This is a genomic window from Actinocrinis sp. (assembly GCF_035650855.1).
Lineage (GTDB): Bacteria > Actinomycetota > Actinomycetes > Streptomycetales > Catenulisporaceae > Actinocrinis.
Window position 1 is genome coordinate 1 of sequence record NZ_DASRGV010000131.1, and the last position, 16,736, is coordinate 16,736.

A 16,736-nucleotide genomic window follows, 5' to 3' on the forward strand; every position below is an offset into this window, starting at 1 on the left:
CAGTACGGCAAGTACCTCAGCGCCGCACAGGCCGCCGCCAAGTTCGGGCCGTCCGCCGCGAACAGCGCCGCGGTGAAGGACTACCTGACCGGCCACGGCCTGAGCGTTACCGCGGCCAATGAGCACTACGTCGATATCGCGGGTACCGCCGCACAGGTCGAGGCCGCGTTCAGCACCAGCCTGCACAACTACTCGACCCCGAACGGCGTGCTCCACGCGCCGACCGGCAACCTCACGCTGCCGAGCTCGGTCGCCAAGGGCCTGCTGTCGGTCGTCGGCCTCGACGGCGTGCAGAACACGTCGGCGCGCCCGAACTCGACCTCGGTCTCCAAGGCCATCGGCACCAAGAGCGGCAGCTCCCCGGCCACCGGCATCCCCGAGCCCTGCTCGACCTACTGGGGCCAGTACACGGCGACCGGCTTCCCGACCGGCTACACCGCGAGCGAGCCGACGGCCCCGTGCTCTTACGTGCCGTCGCAGCTGCGTAAGGCATACGGCGTGAGCGAGACCGGCCTTACCGGCAAGGGCGCGACGATCGCGATCGTGGACGCCTACGGCTCCTCGACGATGCTCGCCGACGCCAACCAGTACGCGACCAACCACGGCGACAAGGCATTCCGCTCCGGTCAGTACACCGAGTACGTGACCCCGGCGAACTGGACGAGCCAGGCCGCGTGCGGCGGCGCCGCCGGCTGGGCGCCCGAGGAGGCGCTGGACGTCGAGATGGCGCACGGCTACGCGCCGAACGCCAACGTCGTCTACGTCGGCGCGAACTCCTGCACCGACCAGGACCTGCTGGCCGCCTGGCAGCTGATCGTCGACAACCACCTGGCCGACGTGGTCTCCAACTCCTGGGGCGAGATCATGCACGGCCCGACCGCCACCTACTTCGACACCTCGATCATCGCTCCGTACGAGCAGGTGCTGAAGACGGCCGCGGTCGAGGGCATCGGCTTCAACGTGTCCTCCGGCGACTGCGGGGACAACTCCCCCGGCGCCGCGGCGACCGGCGCCAACTGCGACCCGAACACCACCGAGGCGCAGACCCAGTGGCCGGCCTCCGACCCGTGGGCGACCGCGGTCGGCGGAACCGCGCTGGCGATCTCGAGCGCTTCCGGCACGTACAAGTTCGAGACCGCGATGGGCAACCAGCGCTCGGTCCTGTCCGCCGACGGCAAGTCCTGGAACCCGTTCCCGGGCTACTGGTACTTCGGCGGCGGCGGCGGTACCAGCCAGGACTTCAACCAGCCCTGGTACCAGACCTTCGCGGTGCCGTCCTCGCTGTCGCACACGCTGCTGACCGGCCAGAAGGTCACCACCGCGCACCGGGTGCTCCCGGACGTGGCCATGAACGGCGACCTGCTGACCTCGGTCGCGGTCGGCATCTCGGACGGCAACCCCTACTCGGAGGCCGGTTACGGCGGCACCTCGGTGTCCTCGCCGTCCTTCGCGGGCATCCTGGCCGACGCGATCCAGGCGCAGCGCGGCCGGCCGCTCGGCTTCGCCAACCCGGCGCTGTACCTGCGTGAGGGCCTCTACACCGACGTCACGGCGCACCCGGCCGCGACGCACATCGGCGACCAGACCCTCTCGGTGGCGTACGACCTCGGCTACAACGCCGACGGCAGCCGCCGGGTCCGCCTGTACTCGATCGGCACGGACTACGGCCTGAACGCGGGCCGCGGCTTCGACAACGCGACCGGCCTCGGCTCGCCGAACGCCTGGTTCCTGTGGTCCTTCGGGCTCGGGGGCTTCGGCTTCTAAGCGGCGCACGCGACTGATCCATCCGGGCGGGCCGTCCCTGTAGGGGCGGCCCGCCCTCGCGTTCCCAGTCGGTAGGCTCTGCTTCCGAGAACTCCGCCCGAGAGTGAGGAGAACGCGCCGTGGCGTCCGAGTCCAGCTTCGACATCGTCAGCAAGGTCGACCGGCAGGAGGTCGACAACGCGCTGAACCAGACCGCGCGGGAGATCTCGCAGCGCTTCGACTTCAAGAACACCGGCGCGTCGATCGCGTGGGCGGGCGAGAAGATCGAGCTGCGCGCCGACGCCGAGGGCCGGGTACTCGCGGTGCTCGACGTGTTCAAGGACAAGCTGGTCAAGCGCGGCGTCTCGCTCAAGGCCCTGGACGCCGGCGAGCCGCAGCTGTCCGGCAAGGTGTTCAAGATCTCCGCGGCGGTCACCGAGGGCATCAGCCAGGAGAACGCGAAGAAGGTCTCCAAGCTGATCCGGGATGAGGGCCCCAAGGGCGTCAAGGCGCAGATCCAGGGCGACGAGCTGCGGGTCTCCTCGAAGTCGAAGGACGACCTCCAGGCGGTCATGTCCCTGCTCAAGGGCCAGGACTTCGACTTCGCGCTCCAGTTCACCAACTACCGGTAGCGCCCGCGGGGCGTGGGGCGGCTCACGGTCACCCGCAGCTGATCGGGCGGAAGCGCGTAGGGGTAACATCCGGACCCGTGACAGTGAACGCGCCGCTGCGTCCGGCGACGGCAGGTTGGTCAGAGCCCGTATTCGGCGGCGACGGGGCGGACGGGACCGCGCGGGCGGCGGCGACGGCGCGGGTGCTGCGGCTCGGGCGCGTGGTCGTGCCGCTGCGGTGGCCGCGGAGCCTGGCAGCGTGGGCGCTGATCGTGTCGGTGATCGCGACCGCGGTGATGGTCGGCGAGCCGGGCAAGATCCGGGACACGACCTGGAACGATACCTACCGGTACATCACCGCGATCGAGCGCGATCTGGGCAAGAGCGATGCGCAGGCCCGGGCGATCGCGCTCGACTACTACTGCACCGACCTGGCGCGTACGACGGGGAACGCGGCGACGAGGGCGGGCATCCGCAGCGGCTGCATCGCGCAGTGGACCGCGGCGGGTGGCCTCCCGCCGAACAAGCCCAGGTTCAACCTGATCTTCGACTCGCGGCCGGGATACCCGCTGCTGGCCGCGCCGTTCGTCGCGGGCTTCGGGCTCAATCGCGGGCTGGCGGTGCTCAGTGTGCTGCTCACGCTGCTGGCCGGCTGGGGCGTGGTGCTGCTGATCCGGCTGGCCGGGGGCGGGACGCTGGCCGCGCTCGCCGGGATGGTCGCGCTGTACACGCTGCCGACCTGGTTCTGGCTGAATCAGTTCCTCACCGAGGCGCCGACGCTGGTGTGCACGATTGCCGTGCTGATCGGTGCGATGCTGATGCTGCGGGGGCGTACCCGGCTCGGGTTGATCGTCTCGACGATCGCGTACGTGTGCGGATTCGTAGTGCGTTACTCGACCTTCTCAGTACAGGCCGGCTGTATGGCCCTGACGATCGGTCTGTTGGCGTGGTGGAGCCGGGAGTGGCGTAACCGGCGCGCCGTGCTGCTCGCGGCGTACAGCGCGGGCCTGCTGATCGTGCTGACGCTGCTGCCGACGGCATTCGGCTGGCCCGGCTTCAAGGACTCGCTCGAGGACACCTTCACCAACCACTACACCGAGCCGACGCCGCCGAACCTCTACGGCAAGTGGCTCGCCCTCAACAAGCACTTCTGGCTGGCCACCGCGAAGAACTACCTGCACGACCCGCTGGTGCCCGCGCTGCTGGTGCTCGGGGCGGTGCTGCTGTGGCGGTTTCGCCGGGACCTCGGCGCGATCGTCGGCGCGGCCGCGCTCACCGGGCTGGCCAGCGCGGCGGCGCACCCGCTGACCTCGCAGCTGGACCGGCTGTACTACCAGGCGTACCTGCTGGGCGTGTGCGGCCTGCCGATCCTGGCCGATCTGATCCGGCGGCAGACCGGCGTGCTCGAAGCGGTGCGCGGAGGCCGGGCGGCGCCGGGCGCGCCGTCCGACGGGGCGAAGGACGGCGAAACGAAGGACGGCAGTACGAAGGACGACGGGACCAGAGCACGGCGGAAGGCGGACCCGGACGCGGCCGGGTCATTCGTGAGAAGTACGTGAAGAACCCTCCTCGGGACGATCCCCGCGGCGTCGCGCAGTGCTGTGATTGGCAGTAGCAACGAAACGACGTCCCGCTAACGCACGGGGAGTGAACCGAACGATGAGCGAGCACGACACGAACCGCCGCACCGACAAGCACGACGCCCGTGACAGTCATACACCGGCCAGCCCGCTGCGCCGCGGCACCATCCGCGCCATCGCCCCGGCCTCAGTGGTCGCGATCGTGGCTACGGGGGCCGCGCTCGCGCCGCAGTTCGCCTCGGCCGCGCCGTCGCTGCCGCCGATCTCCGCGCAGAACCTCCTCGTGAAGGTCGCGCAGTCGAAGGTCGACACGTACTCGGGAACGGTCGCGCTGACGACCAACCTCGGCCTGCCGGCGCTGCCGAACCTCTCCAACCGGGCGAACCCGCTGTCGCTGCTCAGCGGCACGCACACGCTTCAGGTCGCGGCCAACGGCCCGCAGAAGTCACGCATCGCGCTGCTCGACACGATGTCCGAATACGACCTCGTACACAATGGTACGCAGGTCTGGCTGTACGACAGCTCGCAGAACAGCGTCGAGCACGCGACGCTGACCGGCAAGCCGGATGCCAAGGCCCGGGCCAAGGGAGACGAGCTCGGCAGGGCCCCGCTGACCCCGCAGCAGGCGGCGCAGCAGCTCTTGGCCGCGCTCTCCCCCTCCACCGACATCTCGGTGGACGGCACGCAGTCGGTCGCCGGGCGCGCCGCGTACACCCTGGTGCTCACGCCGAAGCAGAGCGGCACGCTGATCGGCAAGGTCACCGTCGCGGTCGACTACCAGAACGGCGCGCCGCTGCAGGTCGCGGTGTACCCGGCGGGCTCGGGAACCGCCGCGTTCGAGGTCGGATTCACCTCGGTCTCGTTCTCCGCGCCGAGCGACGCGCAGTTCAACTTCAAGGCGCCCAAGGGCGCTACCGTGCAGGAAATGGCCGGCCAGGCGCGCGAGAGCGGGATGAGCGGCTTGAGCGGGGCTGACCTGAAGCCGCAGGTGCTCGGCAAGGACTGGCTGACGGTCGTGGAACTGCACGGCGTGGACCTCAACGCGATCGCCCACGCGGCCGGCTCCGGCTCGAGGAGCTCGGACCGCGGCAACGCCAACGGCCTGTTCAACGGCGACGTCTCCAGCTACCTCAACACGCTGATCGGCGCCGGCAAGAAGGTCAGCGGCGGGTTCGGCAGCGGGAAGCTGTACACCACCAACTTCCTCTCCATCCTGGTCACGGACGACGGCCGGCTGTTCGTCGGCTCGGTCACCCCGTCCGTCCTCGAAGCGGACGCCGCGGCGCAGGGGACGAAGTGAGCCAGCCGAGTCCGACCATCGAGACCTACGGGCTGTCCAAGCGGTATCGCGGCGGGCAGCTCGCGGTGGACGGGCTGGAGCTGTCGGTACCGCAGGGGGCGGTGTTCGGCTTCCTCGGCCCGAACGGCTCGGGCAAGACCACCACGATCAGGATGCTGATGGGCTTGATCGGGCCGACCGCCGGGCGGGTCGAGTTGTTCGGCGAGCCGATCCCGCAGGCAGGCAACCGGGTGCTGCCGAGGGTCGGCGCACTGATCGAGGGTCCGGCGCACTATCCGTACCTGACCGGCGCGGAGAACCTGGCCCGCTACGACGCCGCCGACCGCAGCGCCGACCCGAAGACGCGCAAGGCCCGGATCGCCGACGCGCTGGAGCGGGTCGGGCTGAGCAACGCGGCGCAGAAGAAGGCCAAGGCGTACTCGCTCGGCATGAAGCAGCGGCTCGGCCTGGCCGCGGCGCTGCTTCAGCCGCGCGACCTGCTGGTGCTGGACGAGCCGACCAACGGGCTCGACCCGCAGGGCATGCGCGAGATCAGGAGCCTGATCAAGTCGCTGGCAGCCGACGGCACGACCGTGTTCCTCTCCTCCCATCTGCTCGACGAGATCGAGCAGGTGTGCACGCACGCGGCGGTGATGAGCAAGGGCCGGCTCGTGGTCCAGGGCACGGTCGCGGAGCTCGGCGCGGGGCTGCGGGCCAGGCTCGCGGTGACCACGCCGGACGCGGCCGCGGCCGAGACGGTGCTCAAAGCCGCGGGGGGCGCGGAGGTGCACGTCGAGGGCGACCGGGTGACCTGCGACGCGGACGGGCTCGAACCGGACGCGGTGTGCGCGGCGCTGGTCAGTGCGGGGATCCGGGTGTTCGCCTTCGGGGTCGAGCGGCCGTCGCTGGAGGACGCGTTCGTGGCGCTGACCGGGGAGGGCTTCGATGTCGCTCAGTAGCAGTGTGGACAGTGGCAGCAGTGTGCACAGTGGCGCCGTGGACAGCGGCGTCGGCGTGCCGCCTGGTCGTGCCGTGAGCGGGGGCGCACGCACGGCCAGGTCCCGGGTCCGGCTGCGCGGCTCGTTCGCGCTGAACGAGCTGACTACGATGTTCGGGCGGATCCGCAACCTGGCGCTGCTCGGGGCGCTGGCCGCGATCCCGCTGGCGCTCGGCGTGGCGATCAAGCTGACGACCCGCCATCCCGACGGCGGCGGCGGCTTCATCTCCCAGGTCTCGAACAACGGGCTGTTCCTGGTGTTCAGCTCGCTGACGATCACCCTGCCGGTCTTCCTCCCGCTGGCGATCGGCGTGGTCGCCGGGGACTCGATCTCCGGCGAGGCGGGCCAGGGCACGCTGCGGTACCTGCTGGTCGCGCCGGTGGGCCGCAACCGGCTGCTCGCCGTCAAGGGCGGGGCGCTCGCGGTGTTCTCCCTGGTGGCCTCGTTCACGGTGGCGGTCTCCGCCTTCGTGATCGGGCTGATCCTCTTCCCGATCGGGCCGGTGACGCTGCTGTCCGGGGAGTCGATCTCCTTCGGCGCGGCGCTGGTCAAGGCGGTGATCATCACGCTGCTCGTGGCGGCCTCGCTGCTCGGGCTCTGTGCGATCGGATTGTTCGTCTCGACGCTGACCGACACGGCGATCGCGGCCATGGCGGTGACTGTGGGCGTGACGATTCTCTCCGGCATCCTGCAGTCGATCCCGCAGCTCAGCTCGATCCAGCCGTGGCTGTTCACGGATCAGTGGACCTCGTTCGCGGATCTGCTGCGCGATCCGGTGTACACGCCGAACATCGTGCACAACCTGCTGATCCAGGCGCTTTACGTGGCGGTCTTCGGTTCGGCGGCGTGGGCGCGCCTCTCGTCCAGGGACGTGCTCGCGTGAGGCGCGCCCACGGGAGCGCGTTACGGCGCGGTACCGCAACCCGGCGCTGCTCCTCCCGCTGCTCCGCCGCCGGCCATACCGCCGGGACCGCCCTGTCCGCCGCTGGGCGCTCCGGAGGGCATCGCGCCGGTGGGAGCGCCAGTCGGTCGCGCGGTGGGCATGGTCGTTGGCTGACCGCTCGGGGCGCCGGACGGCCGGGCTCCGGTGGGCATGGCCGTCGGCATGGTGCCTGAGCCGCACTGCTGCGAGGAAGCTCCGCCGGAACTGCTGGAGCCGGTACTGCTCGAACAGCCGGTGAGCACTCCCGCGGCGGTGACTGCGGCCACGGCGATCGCGCTCACGCGCAGTGCGACGGGTCGGTGGAGCGGCATTCACGTCCTCCTGGATTGGTCGTCAGATTCGAAGCCTTCGTGGCTCGAACCTCACACCCGTCCCTGAGGAGCGCGGTAGGCAGATTGTGAAGGAAAGCTGAGTGACAGAACCGTGACGAACGGTTTAGCGGTAGCCGGCCATCCGCTCGAGGCGGGCGATCCGCTCGGCCATCGGCGGGTGCGTGGAGAACAGCCGGGCCGCGCCGCGGGCCCGTCCGCCGAAGGGGCTGGCGATCATCAGGTGGCTCGCGGTCACCAGCTCCGGTTCCCGCGGCAGCGGCATCCGGGAGGTCGCGTAGTCCAGCTTGTGCAGGGCGGAGGCGAGGGCCAGCGGGTCGCCGGTCAGCCGGGCGCCGATCGCGTCCGCGCGGAATTCGCGGGAGCGGCTGATGGAGAGCTGGATCAGCGTGGCGGCCAGCGGGCCGAGCACCATCGCGGCCAGGATGCCGGGCAGGCCGGGGCCGTCGTCGTCGGTGCGGCCGATCGGGATCAGCCAGGCCAGGTTGACCGACCACATGATCACACTGGCCAGCGCGCCGGCCACCGAGGAGACCAGGATGTCGCGGCTGTACACGTGCGCCAGCTCGTGGCCGATCACGCCGCGCAGTTCCCGCTCGTTGAGGATGCGCAAAATGCCGGTCGTGCAGCACACCACCGCGTTGCGCGGGTTGCGGCCGGTGGCGAACGCGTTGGGCGAGTCGGTCGGTGAGATGTACAGCCGCGGCATCGGCTGCCGCGCGGCGGTGGCCAGTTCGCGTACGACGCGGTACATCACCGGCGCCTGCGGTTCGCTGACCGGCTGCGCCCGCATCGCGCGCAGCGCCAGCTTGTCGCACGAGTAGTAGATGTATCCGTTGGTGCCGACCGCAACGAGCAAGGCGAGCAGCAGTCCGGCGCGGCCGTCGCAAATGCCGCCGACAGCGAGCAGCAGCCCGCTCAGCAAGCCGAGCAGGGCGGCAGTCTTCGCTCCGTTGTGACGCACAGGAAGGTTGCTCATCGTTTAGGAGTATCCGCCAAGTCCCGAACCGGTACACCCCTCCAACGACTGGACGATCACGACCGTTCCCGTGCAGGTGGCAGCGGTCGCACTACGCGTGTGCGCAGTGTTACCGCGCGGCCGCCGCCGGGCCGGAGCTGACCACCCAAGGCCAGGTCGAGACCGCGTCGAGGGCGGGGTTGGGCCAGAAGGAGAATACGACGGCGAGCACGAAAGCGATGCCCACCGCAAGCTTTGGGGCGAGCGTAGGCAGCGTGCGAGTCGGGGAAAGGGCGGCGGCGCTGTCGGGCGTCGCGCCCAGCGTGCCGGCCGGGGTGGCGGCGGGCCCGGTTGCACCGGCTGTGCTCAGCCGCGCCGCGCCGAAGAGCGAGACGTCGAACAGCACGGCCGCCCAGCGCAGGTAGTAGTACAGCGCGACGACCACATTGACGGCCATGACGACAGCGAGCCAGGCCACGTCACCAGTCATCGCCGCCTTGAACACCGCCACCTTCGCGAACAGCCCCATGACGCCCGGGGGCAGTCCGGCCAGGCAGAGCAGGAAGAAGGCGAGGGCCAGCGCGGCACGCGGGCGCTGGCGGTACATGCCGCGGTACGCCGCCAGTTCGCCCCCGGACGGCAGCTTCAGCTCGGCCTCGCCGCTGTCTCCGAACGCCGCGCTGACGACGCCGAACGCGCCCAGGTTCATCACCGCGTACAGCACGAGATATGCGACCGAGGCGGAGACCTGGAGCGACTTGCTCACCGCCAGCGGCACGAGCACATACCCGGCCTGCGCGACCGTGGACCAGGCGAGCAGCCGGACCGCCGAACGCTGCCGCAGCGCGATCACGTTGCCCACGGTCATGGTCACCGCGGCGAGCACCGCGAGCAGGATGCCGAGCGAGTGCAGGTACGGGCGGAACGCGAGCTCGACCGTGAGGATCAGCCCGGCGAACCCGGCCGCCTTCGAGACCACCGACAGGTACGCCGCGATCGGGATCGGCGCGCCCGCGTAGACCTCCGGGGTCCAGAAGTGGAACGGGACCGCGGAGATCTTGAACCCGAAGCCGACCAGCGTCAGCACCGCGCCGACCCCGGCGACCTGGGCCTGCGCGCCGCCGAGCGCGGAGGCGTGCGACAGCCCCGCGCTGACCGGGCCGAAGAAGACCGAGCCGGTCGCGCCGTAGACCAGCGAGATCCCGAACAGCATCACCGCGGTCGAGGCGATGGACATCAGGAAGAACTTCAGCGCCGCCTCTCCCCCGGCCCGCCGGCCGAAGCCGACCAGGGCGAAGGCCGGCAGCGACAGGGTCTCGAGGGCGACCGTGATGGTGACGAAATCGCGCGCCGCGACCAGCACCAGCGCCCCGGTCAGCGAGCTGAGCAGCAGGAAGTGGTACTCGCCGAACGGCACCTTGAACCGGCGCGGCGCCATCAGCACGACCAGGACCGTCGCGGCCAGCACCAGGGTCTGCAGCGTGAGCGTGAACTTGTCGACCGCGTAGGAGCAGGGGAGCGCCGAGGCCGCGGCGCCCTTCGCGCCCGGCATGCAGAACGTGTCGCGGGGCACGTCGGTCTGGTTCGTCCAGAGCGCGAGTTCCGCGGCGAGCGCCGCGACGATGACGCCGAGGGCGCCCCAGGAAAGCCACTGCTTGCGGTCCGCGCTCAGGAACAGGTCCGCGAGCAGCACCGCGAGCGCCCCGCCCGCCGTCAGCAGGACCGGCAGCAGCGCGGTGTAGTCGATCGACTGAACTCCGAAGATCGCCGAGATGGCCATGGCTAGCGCGCGCCTCCCAGCACGTGGTGGACGGCCGGATCGGCCAGGGCCAGGATCACCGCGGGCCACAGCCCGGCGACCAGCGTCAGTCCGGCCAGCGGCGTCCAGCTGATCAGCTCACGCGGGGTCAGGTCCGGCAGCGGCTCGTACCGCGTACTGCCGTTCGGGCCGGTCACCGCGCCCATGCACAGCCGTCGCACGACCAGCAGCAGATAAGTCGCGGTCAGGATCATGCCGACACCTGCGAGCGCCATCAGGATGTGGAAGCCGAGCGAGGTGAGGCCGGGCGCCGGCTTCGTGGCGCCGATGATCGCGTACAGCTCGCCCCAGAACCCGGCCAGGCCCGGCAGGCCGAGCGAGGCCATCGCGGCGAAGACGATCAGCGCGCCGTAACGCCGTGCCCGCTCGTAGAGGCCGCGGCCGAGCGTGTACAGGTCCGTGGTGCCCAGCCGCTCCTTGAAGCCGCCGGCGATGAAGAACAGCAGACCGGTGATCAGGCCGTGCGCGACCGAGGCGAACAGCGCGCCGTCCAGGCCGACGCGGGTCAGGGTCGCGACGCCGAGCAGCACGAACCCCATGTGGCCGACCGACGAGTACGCGATCAGCCGCTTGAGATCGCCGCCGCGCCGGGCCTGGGCCATGCACGCGAGCGCGCCGTACACGATCCCGACGGTGCCGAAGCAGCCGAGCGCGAAGGCGAACCGGTGCGCGCCGAGCGGCACCATGCCGGCGCCGATCCGGATGAAGCCGTAGGTGCCCATTTTCAGCAGCACCCCGGCCAGCAGCACCGAGCCGACGGTCGGCGCGGAGGTGTGCGCGTCGGGCAGCCAGGTGTGCAGCGGCCACATCGGGGTCTTGACCGCGAAGCCGAGGCCGACCAGCAGGAACGCGGCCTCCTGCACGCCGAGGGTCATCCCGAGGCCGTGCCGCTGGGCCAGGGCGACCATGTCGAAGGTGCCGGCCTTGGCGTGGATCAGCAGGAACCCGAGCAGCATCAGCGCCGAGCCGAGCAGGGTGTAGAGGATGAACTTGTTCGCCGCGCGGCGCCGCTCCTCGCCGCTGCCCCAGCGGTGGATGAGCCCGTACATCGGGAGCAGCACGATCTCGAAGAAGATGAAGAACAGCAGCAGGTCCTGCGCCACGAAGGTGCCGACCATGCCGATCTGCAGCACCAGGAGCAGCGCGGTGAAGGCGCGCCCTGATTCGTCCTTCGTCGTGGTGCGCACCGCGTAAAGCAGGCAGAGCGCGCTCAGCAGGGTGGTCAGCAGCAGCAGCGGCAGCGAGATGCCGTCGATGCCGAGGTGGAAGCGCAGATCGAACGCGGGCACCCAGGGCACGTTGAGCTGACCCTGCATCTGCTCGGCGTGGCTGTAGTCGAACAGCGGAAGCAGGACCAGGGAGAGGAGGAAGACCAGCGTGCCGGTGCCGGCGCCGACCCGGGCGGCCTGCCGAGCGGGAAGCGCGTAAAGCACGAGGAGCCCGGCGGCAGGCAGGGCGAGCAGGAGGACAAGAAGCGTGGCCATGGATTACCGCACCTGTCCCGCGAATACAGCGGCGATCACGATCACTCCGGCGAACAGTGCGGTCAGATAGAGCTGGATGTTGCCGGTCTGGACGCGTCTGAGCAGGCCGCCGAGGCCGCGTGCGCCGATCCCGGCGCCGCGCACGTACGCGTCCACGACCTCGGTGTCCAGGAAGCCGACCAGCCTCGCCAGCGCCTTCGCGGGCTGAACGATGATCAGATCCTGCACGTCGTCGAGGTAGAAGCCGTACAGCGCGGTCTCCCGCCAGCGGCCGAGCAGTGCGGCCGGGTCGGCGGCCGGGTCCCGCCGCCAGGCGTTCCACACCAGGCCCGCGCCGAGGACCGTGACGACGAAGGCGATCGCGGAGGTCGGGCCGGCCGGGGCGAGGTCGGCTCCGGCCGAGGAGGGCACCGCGAGCCCGAACGCGTTGCCGATCCACGAGCCGAAGGCGCCGCCGCCGAGCGCGACGAACCCCAGCACCGCGGCCGGGACGGCGAGCACGATCAGCGGAACCAGCTCGGTCTGCGGCGCCTCGACGCGGTGGTCGTCCGGCGAGGCCTCGGGGAACGGCCCCCAGAACATCTTGAGCCACAGCCGGGTCGCATAAGCGGCGGTCAGGCCGACCGTCAGCAGCCCGCCGATCAGCACGATCCGGCCCGCCGCGGCGAACTCGCCGGACGCGTCCCAGGCGGCGCCTAGGATCGCCTCCTTGGAGAACCAGCCTGAGAACAGGGGGACGCCCACGAGCGCCGCCAGGCCGACCGTCATCGTGCGGAACGCGATCGGCATGCGGTGTCGAAGGCCGCCCATCGCGGACAGCTCGTTTGAGCCGACCCGGTGGATCACGACTCCGGCGGCGAGGAACAGCAGCGCTTTGAACGCGCCGTGCGTGATCAGGTGGAAGACCGCTGCGGTACGGCCGCCGACGGCCAGGCCGCCGAGCATGTAGGCGAGCTGACTGACCGTCGAGTAGGCGAGCACCTTCTTGATGTCGGTCTGCGCGAAGGCCGCGAGCGCCGAGCCCGTCATCGTGATCGCCGCGATCACCGCCATCAGCGTGAGCACGCCGGGCGCGAGCAGGAAGACCGGGTACAGCAGTGCGACGACGTACACACCGGCGGCGACCATCGTCGCGGCGTGGATGAGCGCACTGATCGGTGTGGGACCGGCCATCGCGTCGGGAAGCCAGGTGTGCAGCGGAAACTGCGCGGACTTACCGACCACGCCGCACAGCAGCAGTACCGCGATGAACGATGCGTAAGGCAGTCCGTTGACGCCTACGTAGTGCAGGACGTCATCGATGCGGAAGCTGCCGGTGCGGATGCCGAGCGCCGTGATGCCGAACAGGAACGGCACGTCGCCGGTCTTGGTGACCAGGAAGGCCTTGATCGACCCGGAGCGCGCGTCGGGCCGCTCCCAGTAGTGGCCGATCAGGAAGTACGAGCAGGCGCCCATGATCTCCCAGCCGACCAGCAGCACGATCAGGTCGGCCGAGTACACGACCAGCAGCATCGCGGCGGTGAAGAGGGAGATGAGCGCGGCGTAGGTCGGGTAGCGCTTCTCGTGCCGCATGTAGGTCAGCGAGAAGACCTGCACGCACAGCGCGACGACGGTCACCAGGATGCCGACCAGAGCCGAAAGGCCGCTGACGCGGGTGCCGAGCCAGACGGTGTACTGGCCGGCCGGGGCGAGTTTGGTGATCGAGGTGGACACGCCGCCGGTGCCGTGGGCGACCTGGACGACGAGCGAGCAGAACAGCGCGGCGGCGATCGGCGCGACCGACCAGAACTTCACGTGCCGCAGGTCGCGCGCCCCGGCGAAGGTCACCGCCGAGCCGAGCGCGGGCAGCGCGACAGCCAGCAGGGCGAAGACGTTCACCGGGCCGCCTCCGTCTGCGCCAGCGCCCGCGCGACGACGGGTTCCTCCTCGGTTCCGGATCCGCCGTCACCGGGAGCGATGGCCACGGCGTCGGCGCTCGGATCGGTCTCGTCCGCCGGACCGCCGAGCGGCTCAGCGAGCTGACGCTGCCCGTCGATGTCCGCGTTACCGCGCTGCCGGAAGATCATCAGCACGATCGCGAGGCCGAGGCCGGTCTCCGCGGCCGCCATCGTGATGATGAACAGTGTGAAGACCTGGCCGATGTTGAACTGGTCCCGGATGAGTGAGCCGAAGGCGACCAGGTTGATGGTCACCGCGTTCAGCAGCAGCTCGATGGCCATCAGCACGGTGATCGCGTTGCGGCGCGCGAGGACCCCGTAGAGGCCGAGGGCGAACAGCAGCGCGCCGAGCAGCAGTGGGTACACGGCGTGCATCAGGCGGTACCCCTGTTTTCTTCAGACTCGCTGTCAGCGCCCCGGCGCGAGATGACGATCGCCCCGACGAGCGCGGCGAGCAGCAGCACGGACAGGGTTTCGAAGGGCAGCACCCAGAACCGGAAGAGCGCGGCGCCGTTGGCGGCATTGGTGCCTTGCGGTACGGCGGCGCGCGGTTCGAGCCATGTCGTGTGGTACGCGTCGACGATGACCGTGACGAGCACGCCTGCCGCAGCGGCCGCGACGACGATCGCAGGCAGCTTGTACTTGACGTCGAGCTCGTCCGTCCGGCCGATCGGCGCGCGGGTCAGCACCAGACCGAACAGCAGCAGTACGACGATCGCACCAACGTAGATCAGGATCTGCACCCAGGCGACCAGTTGCGCGCCGAGCAGCAGGTATTCGCCCGCGATCCCGCCGAGGCAGACGACCAGCCACAGCGCCGCGTGCACCAGGTTCTGCACGGTGACCACGAGCAGCCCGGAGCCGAGGACCAGCAAGCCGATCAGGACGAACGCGATCTCGACCCCGGTCGGGGAGAGGTAGGACGGCGCCGCGGCCGGGAGCGCCGAGACGGCCAGCGCGCTGCTCACCCGTCGCCCTCCGCTCCGGACTCGGTTCCGGTTCCGCTTTCAGCTGCGGTCTTCGCCCCGGCTCCGGCCGAATCAGCCGCATCCGGCTCGGCTAGCGCCACGATCTCGGCGGCCTTTTGCGCGGCGAGCAGCTTGTCCGCCGCCTTCTGCGCCGCCGCGATCTCCTTGGGCTCCTCGGCCGCGGGATCGAGCGCGACCGGAGCGGGCACGGTCCAGAACCACTCGCGCAGCCGGTCCTTCTCGTGCAGCAGATCCTTGATGTCGAACTCGGCGTACTCGAACTCCGGGGACCATTCGAGCGCGTCGAAGGGGCAGACCTCGATGCAGATCCCGCAGTACATGCACAGCGAGAAGTCGATGGCGAAGCGGTCGAGCACGTTGCGGGTGCGCTCGCGGCCGCCGCCGGGCGGCGCCGGGATCGTCTCCTTGTGCGAGTCGATGTAGATGCACCAGTCAGGGCACTCGCGCGCGCACAGCATGCAGACCGTGCAGTTCTCCTCCAGCAGCGCGATCACGCCGCGGGTGCGCGGAGGCAGTTCCGGCGGCTGGTCCGGATATTGGACCGTGTGCGCGTGCCGGGTCATGGTCTTGAAGGTCGTCGCCAGACCCTTCACCAGGCCCGCGCCGGGAAACTCCCGAGCTGGACTCTTCGTCACGTCTGGTCCCTTGTCCACGTCGGCGCTCTTGTCCAGCTCGGAGGTCACAGCACCCTCACCACCCCGGTGATCGCGAGTTGGGCGAGGGCGAGGGGGATCAGCGCGGTCCAGGCGAAGCGCATCAGCTGGTCTTCGCGCAGTCGCGGATAGCTGACGCGCAGCCAGATCACCACGAAGGAGAGCACCAGGGTTTTGAGCACCGTCCACAGCCAGCCCAGGTGCGCGGAGAACGGGCCGTGCCAGCCGCCGAGGAAGAGCACCGTGGTCAGCAGGCACAGCAGCACGATCCCGGCGTACTCGGCCAGCAGGAAGAAGGCGAAGCGCAGGCCGGTGTACTCGGTGTACGCGCCGAAGATGATCTCCGAGTCGGCCACCGGCATGTCGAACGGCGGGCGCTGCAGCTCGGCGAGACCGGAGACGAAGAACACGAAGGCGCCGATCAGCTGCCAGGGCAGCCACCACCACTGCCACTTGTCGACGATCCCGCTGAGCGACAACGTCCCGGCGGCCATTCCCACGGAGGCCGCGGACAGCAGCATCGGCAGCTCATAGGCCATCAGCTGAGCGGCCGTGCGGATGCCGCCGAGCAGCGAGTACTTGTTGGCGCTGGCCCAGCCGCCCATCAGGGTGCCGAGCACGCCGACGCCCATGACCGCGAGCACGAAGAAGAGCCCGACATCGAGGGCGACCCCGACCTGTGTGCCCGGCCCGATCGGCACGACCACCAGCGCGACCAGGTACGGCAGCAGCGCGACGGCCGGCGCGAGCTGGAAGACGGCGCGGTCGGCGTCGGCGGGTACGACCGACTCCTTCTGCGCGAACTTCACGCCGTCCGCGATCAGCTGCGCCCAGCCGTGGAAGCCGCCGGCCTCCATCGGCCCGACCCGGCCCTGCATGTGCGCCATGGCCTTGTGTTCCATCTGGCCCACCAGCAGCGGCACGACCAGGAAGAAGCCGAGGATGACGACGAGCCGCAGGCCGACCTCGAGCCACCAGTGCGCGGCGCCGCCCATCAGCTCTCGACCTCGCCGTCCGCGCCGGAAGCGTCCCCTGCCGCGCCTTGCTCGCCCGCGCTCTGCTGAGTCGGGCCCTGCTTGGCCGCGTTCTGCTGAGCCGCGCTCGTCTCGACGGCGGCGGCCGACGCCGGTGCCCGCGGGGGCAGCGGTTTGAGCCACTCCTCCCCCGGCACTCCGGGCGGCAGCATCCGGCGCCGCCCCGGCGACGCCTTGCCCCGGTCATGCTCGGACTCGCCGGGCTCCTTGGCGCCGGGCCAGGCCTTCACCACGCGCGAGGCGAGGATGAACTCCTTGCGCAGCGGGTGCCCCTCGAAGCCGTCCGGCAGCAGCAGCGGCTTGAGGTCGGGATGTCCGGTGAACACGACCCCGAACATCTCGAACGTCTCCCTCTCGTGCCAGTTCGCGCCCCGGTAGA

At 70.3% G+C, this 16,736-nt stretch carries 15 protein-coding genes; 6 read left to right on the top strand and 9 right to left on the bottom strand.

Going from position 1 to position 16,736, the window contains the following annotated elements:
• The 6 genes from VFB40_RS10280 to VFB40_RS10305 all read left to right on the top strand — a co-directional run.
• On the top strand, window positions 1-1,764 hold a 1,764-nt coding region (locus VFB40_RS10280; RefSeq protein WP_324849303.1), incomplete at its 5' end, for a S53 family peptidase.
• A gap of 119 nt (window positions 1,765-1,883) precedes the next feature.
• Window positions 1,884-2,375, top strand: coding sequence for a YajQ family cyclic di-GMP-binding protein (locus VFB40_RS10285; RefSeq protein ID WP_324849305.1), 492 nt, complete (start codon window positions 1,884-1,886; stop codon window positions 2,373-2,375).
• A gap of 77 nt (window positions 2,376-2,452) precedes the next feature.
• Window positions 2,453-3,913 carry a hypothetical protein gene (locus VFB40_RS10290; protein ID WP_324849307.1) on the top strand — a complete coding sequence of 487 codons (1,461 nt, stop codon included), beginning with the start codon at window positions 2,453-2,455 and terminating at the stop codon, window positions 3,911-3,913.
• A gap of 100 nt (window positions 3,914-4,013) precedes the next feature.
• Window positions 4,014-5,234, top strand: a complete 1,221-nt coding sequence (locus VFB40_RS10295) for a LolA family protein (RefSeq protein ID WP_324849309.1) — start codon at window positions 4,014-4,016, stop codon at window positions 5,232-5,234.
• A complete protein-coding gene (locus tag VFB40_RS10300; RefSeq protein ID WP_324849312.1) occupies window positions 5,231-6,172 on the top strand; it encodes an ABC transporter ATP-binding protein in 942 nt (313 codons plus the stop codon). Before VFB40_RS10295 ends, VFB40_RS10300 begins: the two co-directional genes overlap by 4 nt.
• Window positions 6,159-7,094, top strand: a complete 936-nt coding sequence (locus VFB40_RS10305) for an ABC transporter permease (RefSeq protein ID WP_324849314.1) — start codon at window positions 6,159-6,161, stop codon at window positions 7,092-7,094. The genes VFB40_RS10300 and VFB40_RS10305 overlap by 14 nt, the downstream gene beginning before the upstream one ends.
• Before the next feature lie 495 nt (window positions 7,095-7,589).
• Here the strand turns inward: VFB40_RS10305 and htpX are convergent, their stop codons facing one another.
• From htpX to VFB40_RS10350, 9 genes are all read right to left on the bottom strand, one after another.
• Window positions 7,590-8,462, bottom strand: coding sequence for a zinc metalloprotease HtpX (gene htpX, locus VFB40_RS10310; protein WP_324849316.1), 873 nt, complete (start codon window positions 8,460-8,462; stop codon window positions 7,590-7,592).
• Window positions 8,463-8,571: 109 nt separating this feature from the next.
• The gene (locus tag VFB40_RS10315) at window positions 8,572-10,221 is read right to left on the bottom strand and encodes an NADH-quinone oxidoreductase subunit N (protein ID WP_324849318.1); all 1,650 of its coding nucleotides are present in this window, start codon (window positions 10,219-10,221) and stop codon (window positions 8,572-8,574) included.
• 2 nt (window positions 10,222-10,223) lie between these two features.
• Complete coding sequence (locus VFB40_RS10320) at window positions 10,224-11,744, bottom strand: complex I subunit 4 family protein (protein WP_324849320.1); 1,521 nt, start codon at window positions 11,742-11,744, stop codon at window positions 10,224-10,226.
• A 3-nt stretch (window positions 11,745-11,747) separates the two neighbouring features.
• Window positions 11,748-13,622 carry an NADH-quinone oxidoreductase subunit 5 family protein gene (locus VFB40_RS10325; RefSeq protein ID WP_324849322.1) on the bottom strand — a complete coding sequence of 625 codons (1,875 nt, stop codon included), beginning with the start codon at window positions 13,620-13,622 and terminating at the stop codon, window positions 11,748-11,750.
• Window positions 13,619-14,056, bottom strand: a complete 438-nt coding sequence (gene nuoK / locus VFB40_RS10330; protein ID WP_324849324.1) for an NADH-quinone oxidoreductase subunit NuoK — start codon at window positions 14,054-14,056, stop codon at window positions 13,619-13,621. Before nuoK ends, VFB40_RS10325 begins: the two co-directional genes overlap by 4 nt.
• The gene (locus VFB40_RS10335; protein WP_324849326.1) at window positions 14,056-14,649 is read right to left on the bottom strand and encodes an NADH-quinone oxidoreductase subunit J family protein; all 594 of its coding nucleotides are present in this window, start codon (window positions 14,647-14,649) and stop codon (window positions 14,056-14,058) included. The genes nuoK and VFB40_RS10335 overlap by 1 nt, the downstream gene beginning before the upstream one ends.
• On the bottom strand, window positions 14,646-15,233 hold the full coding sequence (locus VFB40_RS10340; protein ID WP_349261425.1) for a NuoI/complex I 23 kDa subunit family protein: 588 nt from the start codon (window positions 15,231-15,233) through the stop codon (window positions 14,646-14,648). Before VFB40_RS10340 ends, VFB40_RS10335 begins: the two co-directional genes overlap by 4 nt.
• A gap of 116 nt (window positions 15,234-15,349) precedes the next feature.
• A complete protein-coding gene (gene nuoH / locus VFB40_RS10345) occupies window positions 15,350-16,318 on the bottom strand; it encodes an NADH-quinone oxidoreductase subunit NuoH (protein WP_324849330.1) in 969 nt (322 codons plus the stop codon).
• Window positions 16,318-16,736: NADH-quinone oxidoreductase subunit C (locus tag VFB40_RS10350; protein WP_324849332.1), on the bottom strand; the 419-nt coding region annotated here is incomplete at its 5' end. The genes nuoH and VFB40_RS10350, both read right to left, overlap by 1 nt.

Excerpts from the sequence above, each read along its gene's own strand:
- VFB40_RS10320 (WP_324849320.1), bottom strand. The coding sequence starts at position 11,744 with ATGGCCACGCTTCTTGTCCTCCTGCTCGCCCTGCCTGCCGCCGGGCTC.
- htpX (WP_324849316.1), bottom strand. The coding sequence starts at position 8,462 with ATGAGCAACCTTCCTGTGCGTCACAACGGAGCGAAGACTGCCGCCCTG.
- nuoK (WP_324849324.1), bottom strand. The coding sequence starts at position 14,056 with ATGCACGCCGTGTACCCACTGCTGCTCGGCGCGCTGCTGTTCGCCCTC.
- VFB40_RS10305 (WP_324849314.1), top strand. The coding sequence starts at position 6,159 with ATGTCGCTCAGTAGCAGTGTGGACAGTGGCAGCAGTGTGCACAGTGGC.
- VFB40_RS10340 (WP_349261425.1), bottom strand. The coding sequence starts at position 15,233 with ATGACCCGGCACGCGCACACGGTCCAATATCCGGACCAGCCGCCGGAA.
- nuoH (WP_324849330.1), bottom strand. The coding sequence starts at position 16,318 with ATGGGCGGCGCCGCGCACTGGTGGCTCGAGGTCGGCCTGCGGCTCGTC.
- VFB40_RS10295 (WP_324849309.1), top strand. The coding sequence starts at position 4,014 with ATGAGCGAGCACGACACGAACCGCCGCACCGACAAGCACGACGCCCGT.
- VFB40_RS10315 (WP_324849318.1), bottom strand. The coding sequence starts at position 10,221 with ATGGCCATCTCGGCGATCTTCGGAGTTCAGTCGATCGACTACACCGCG.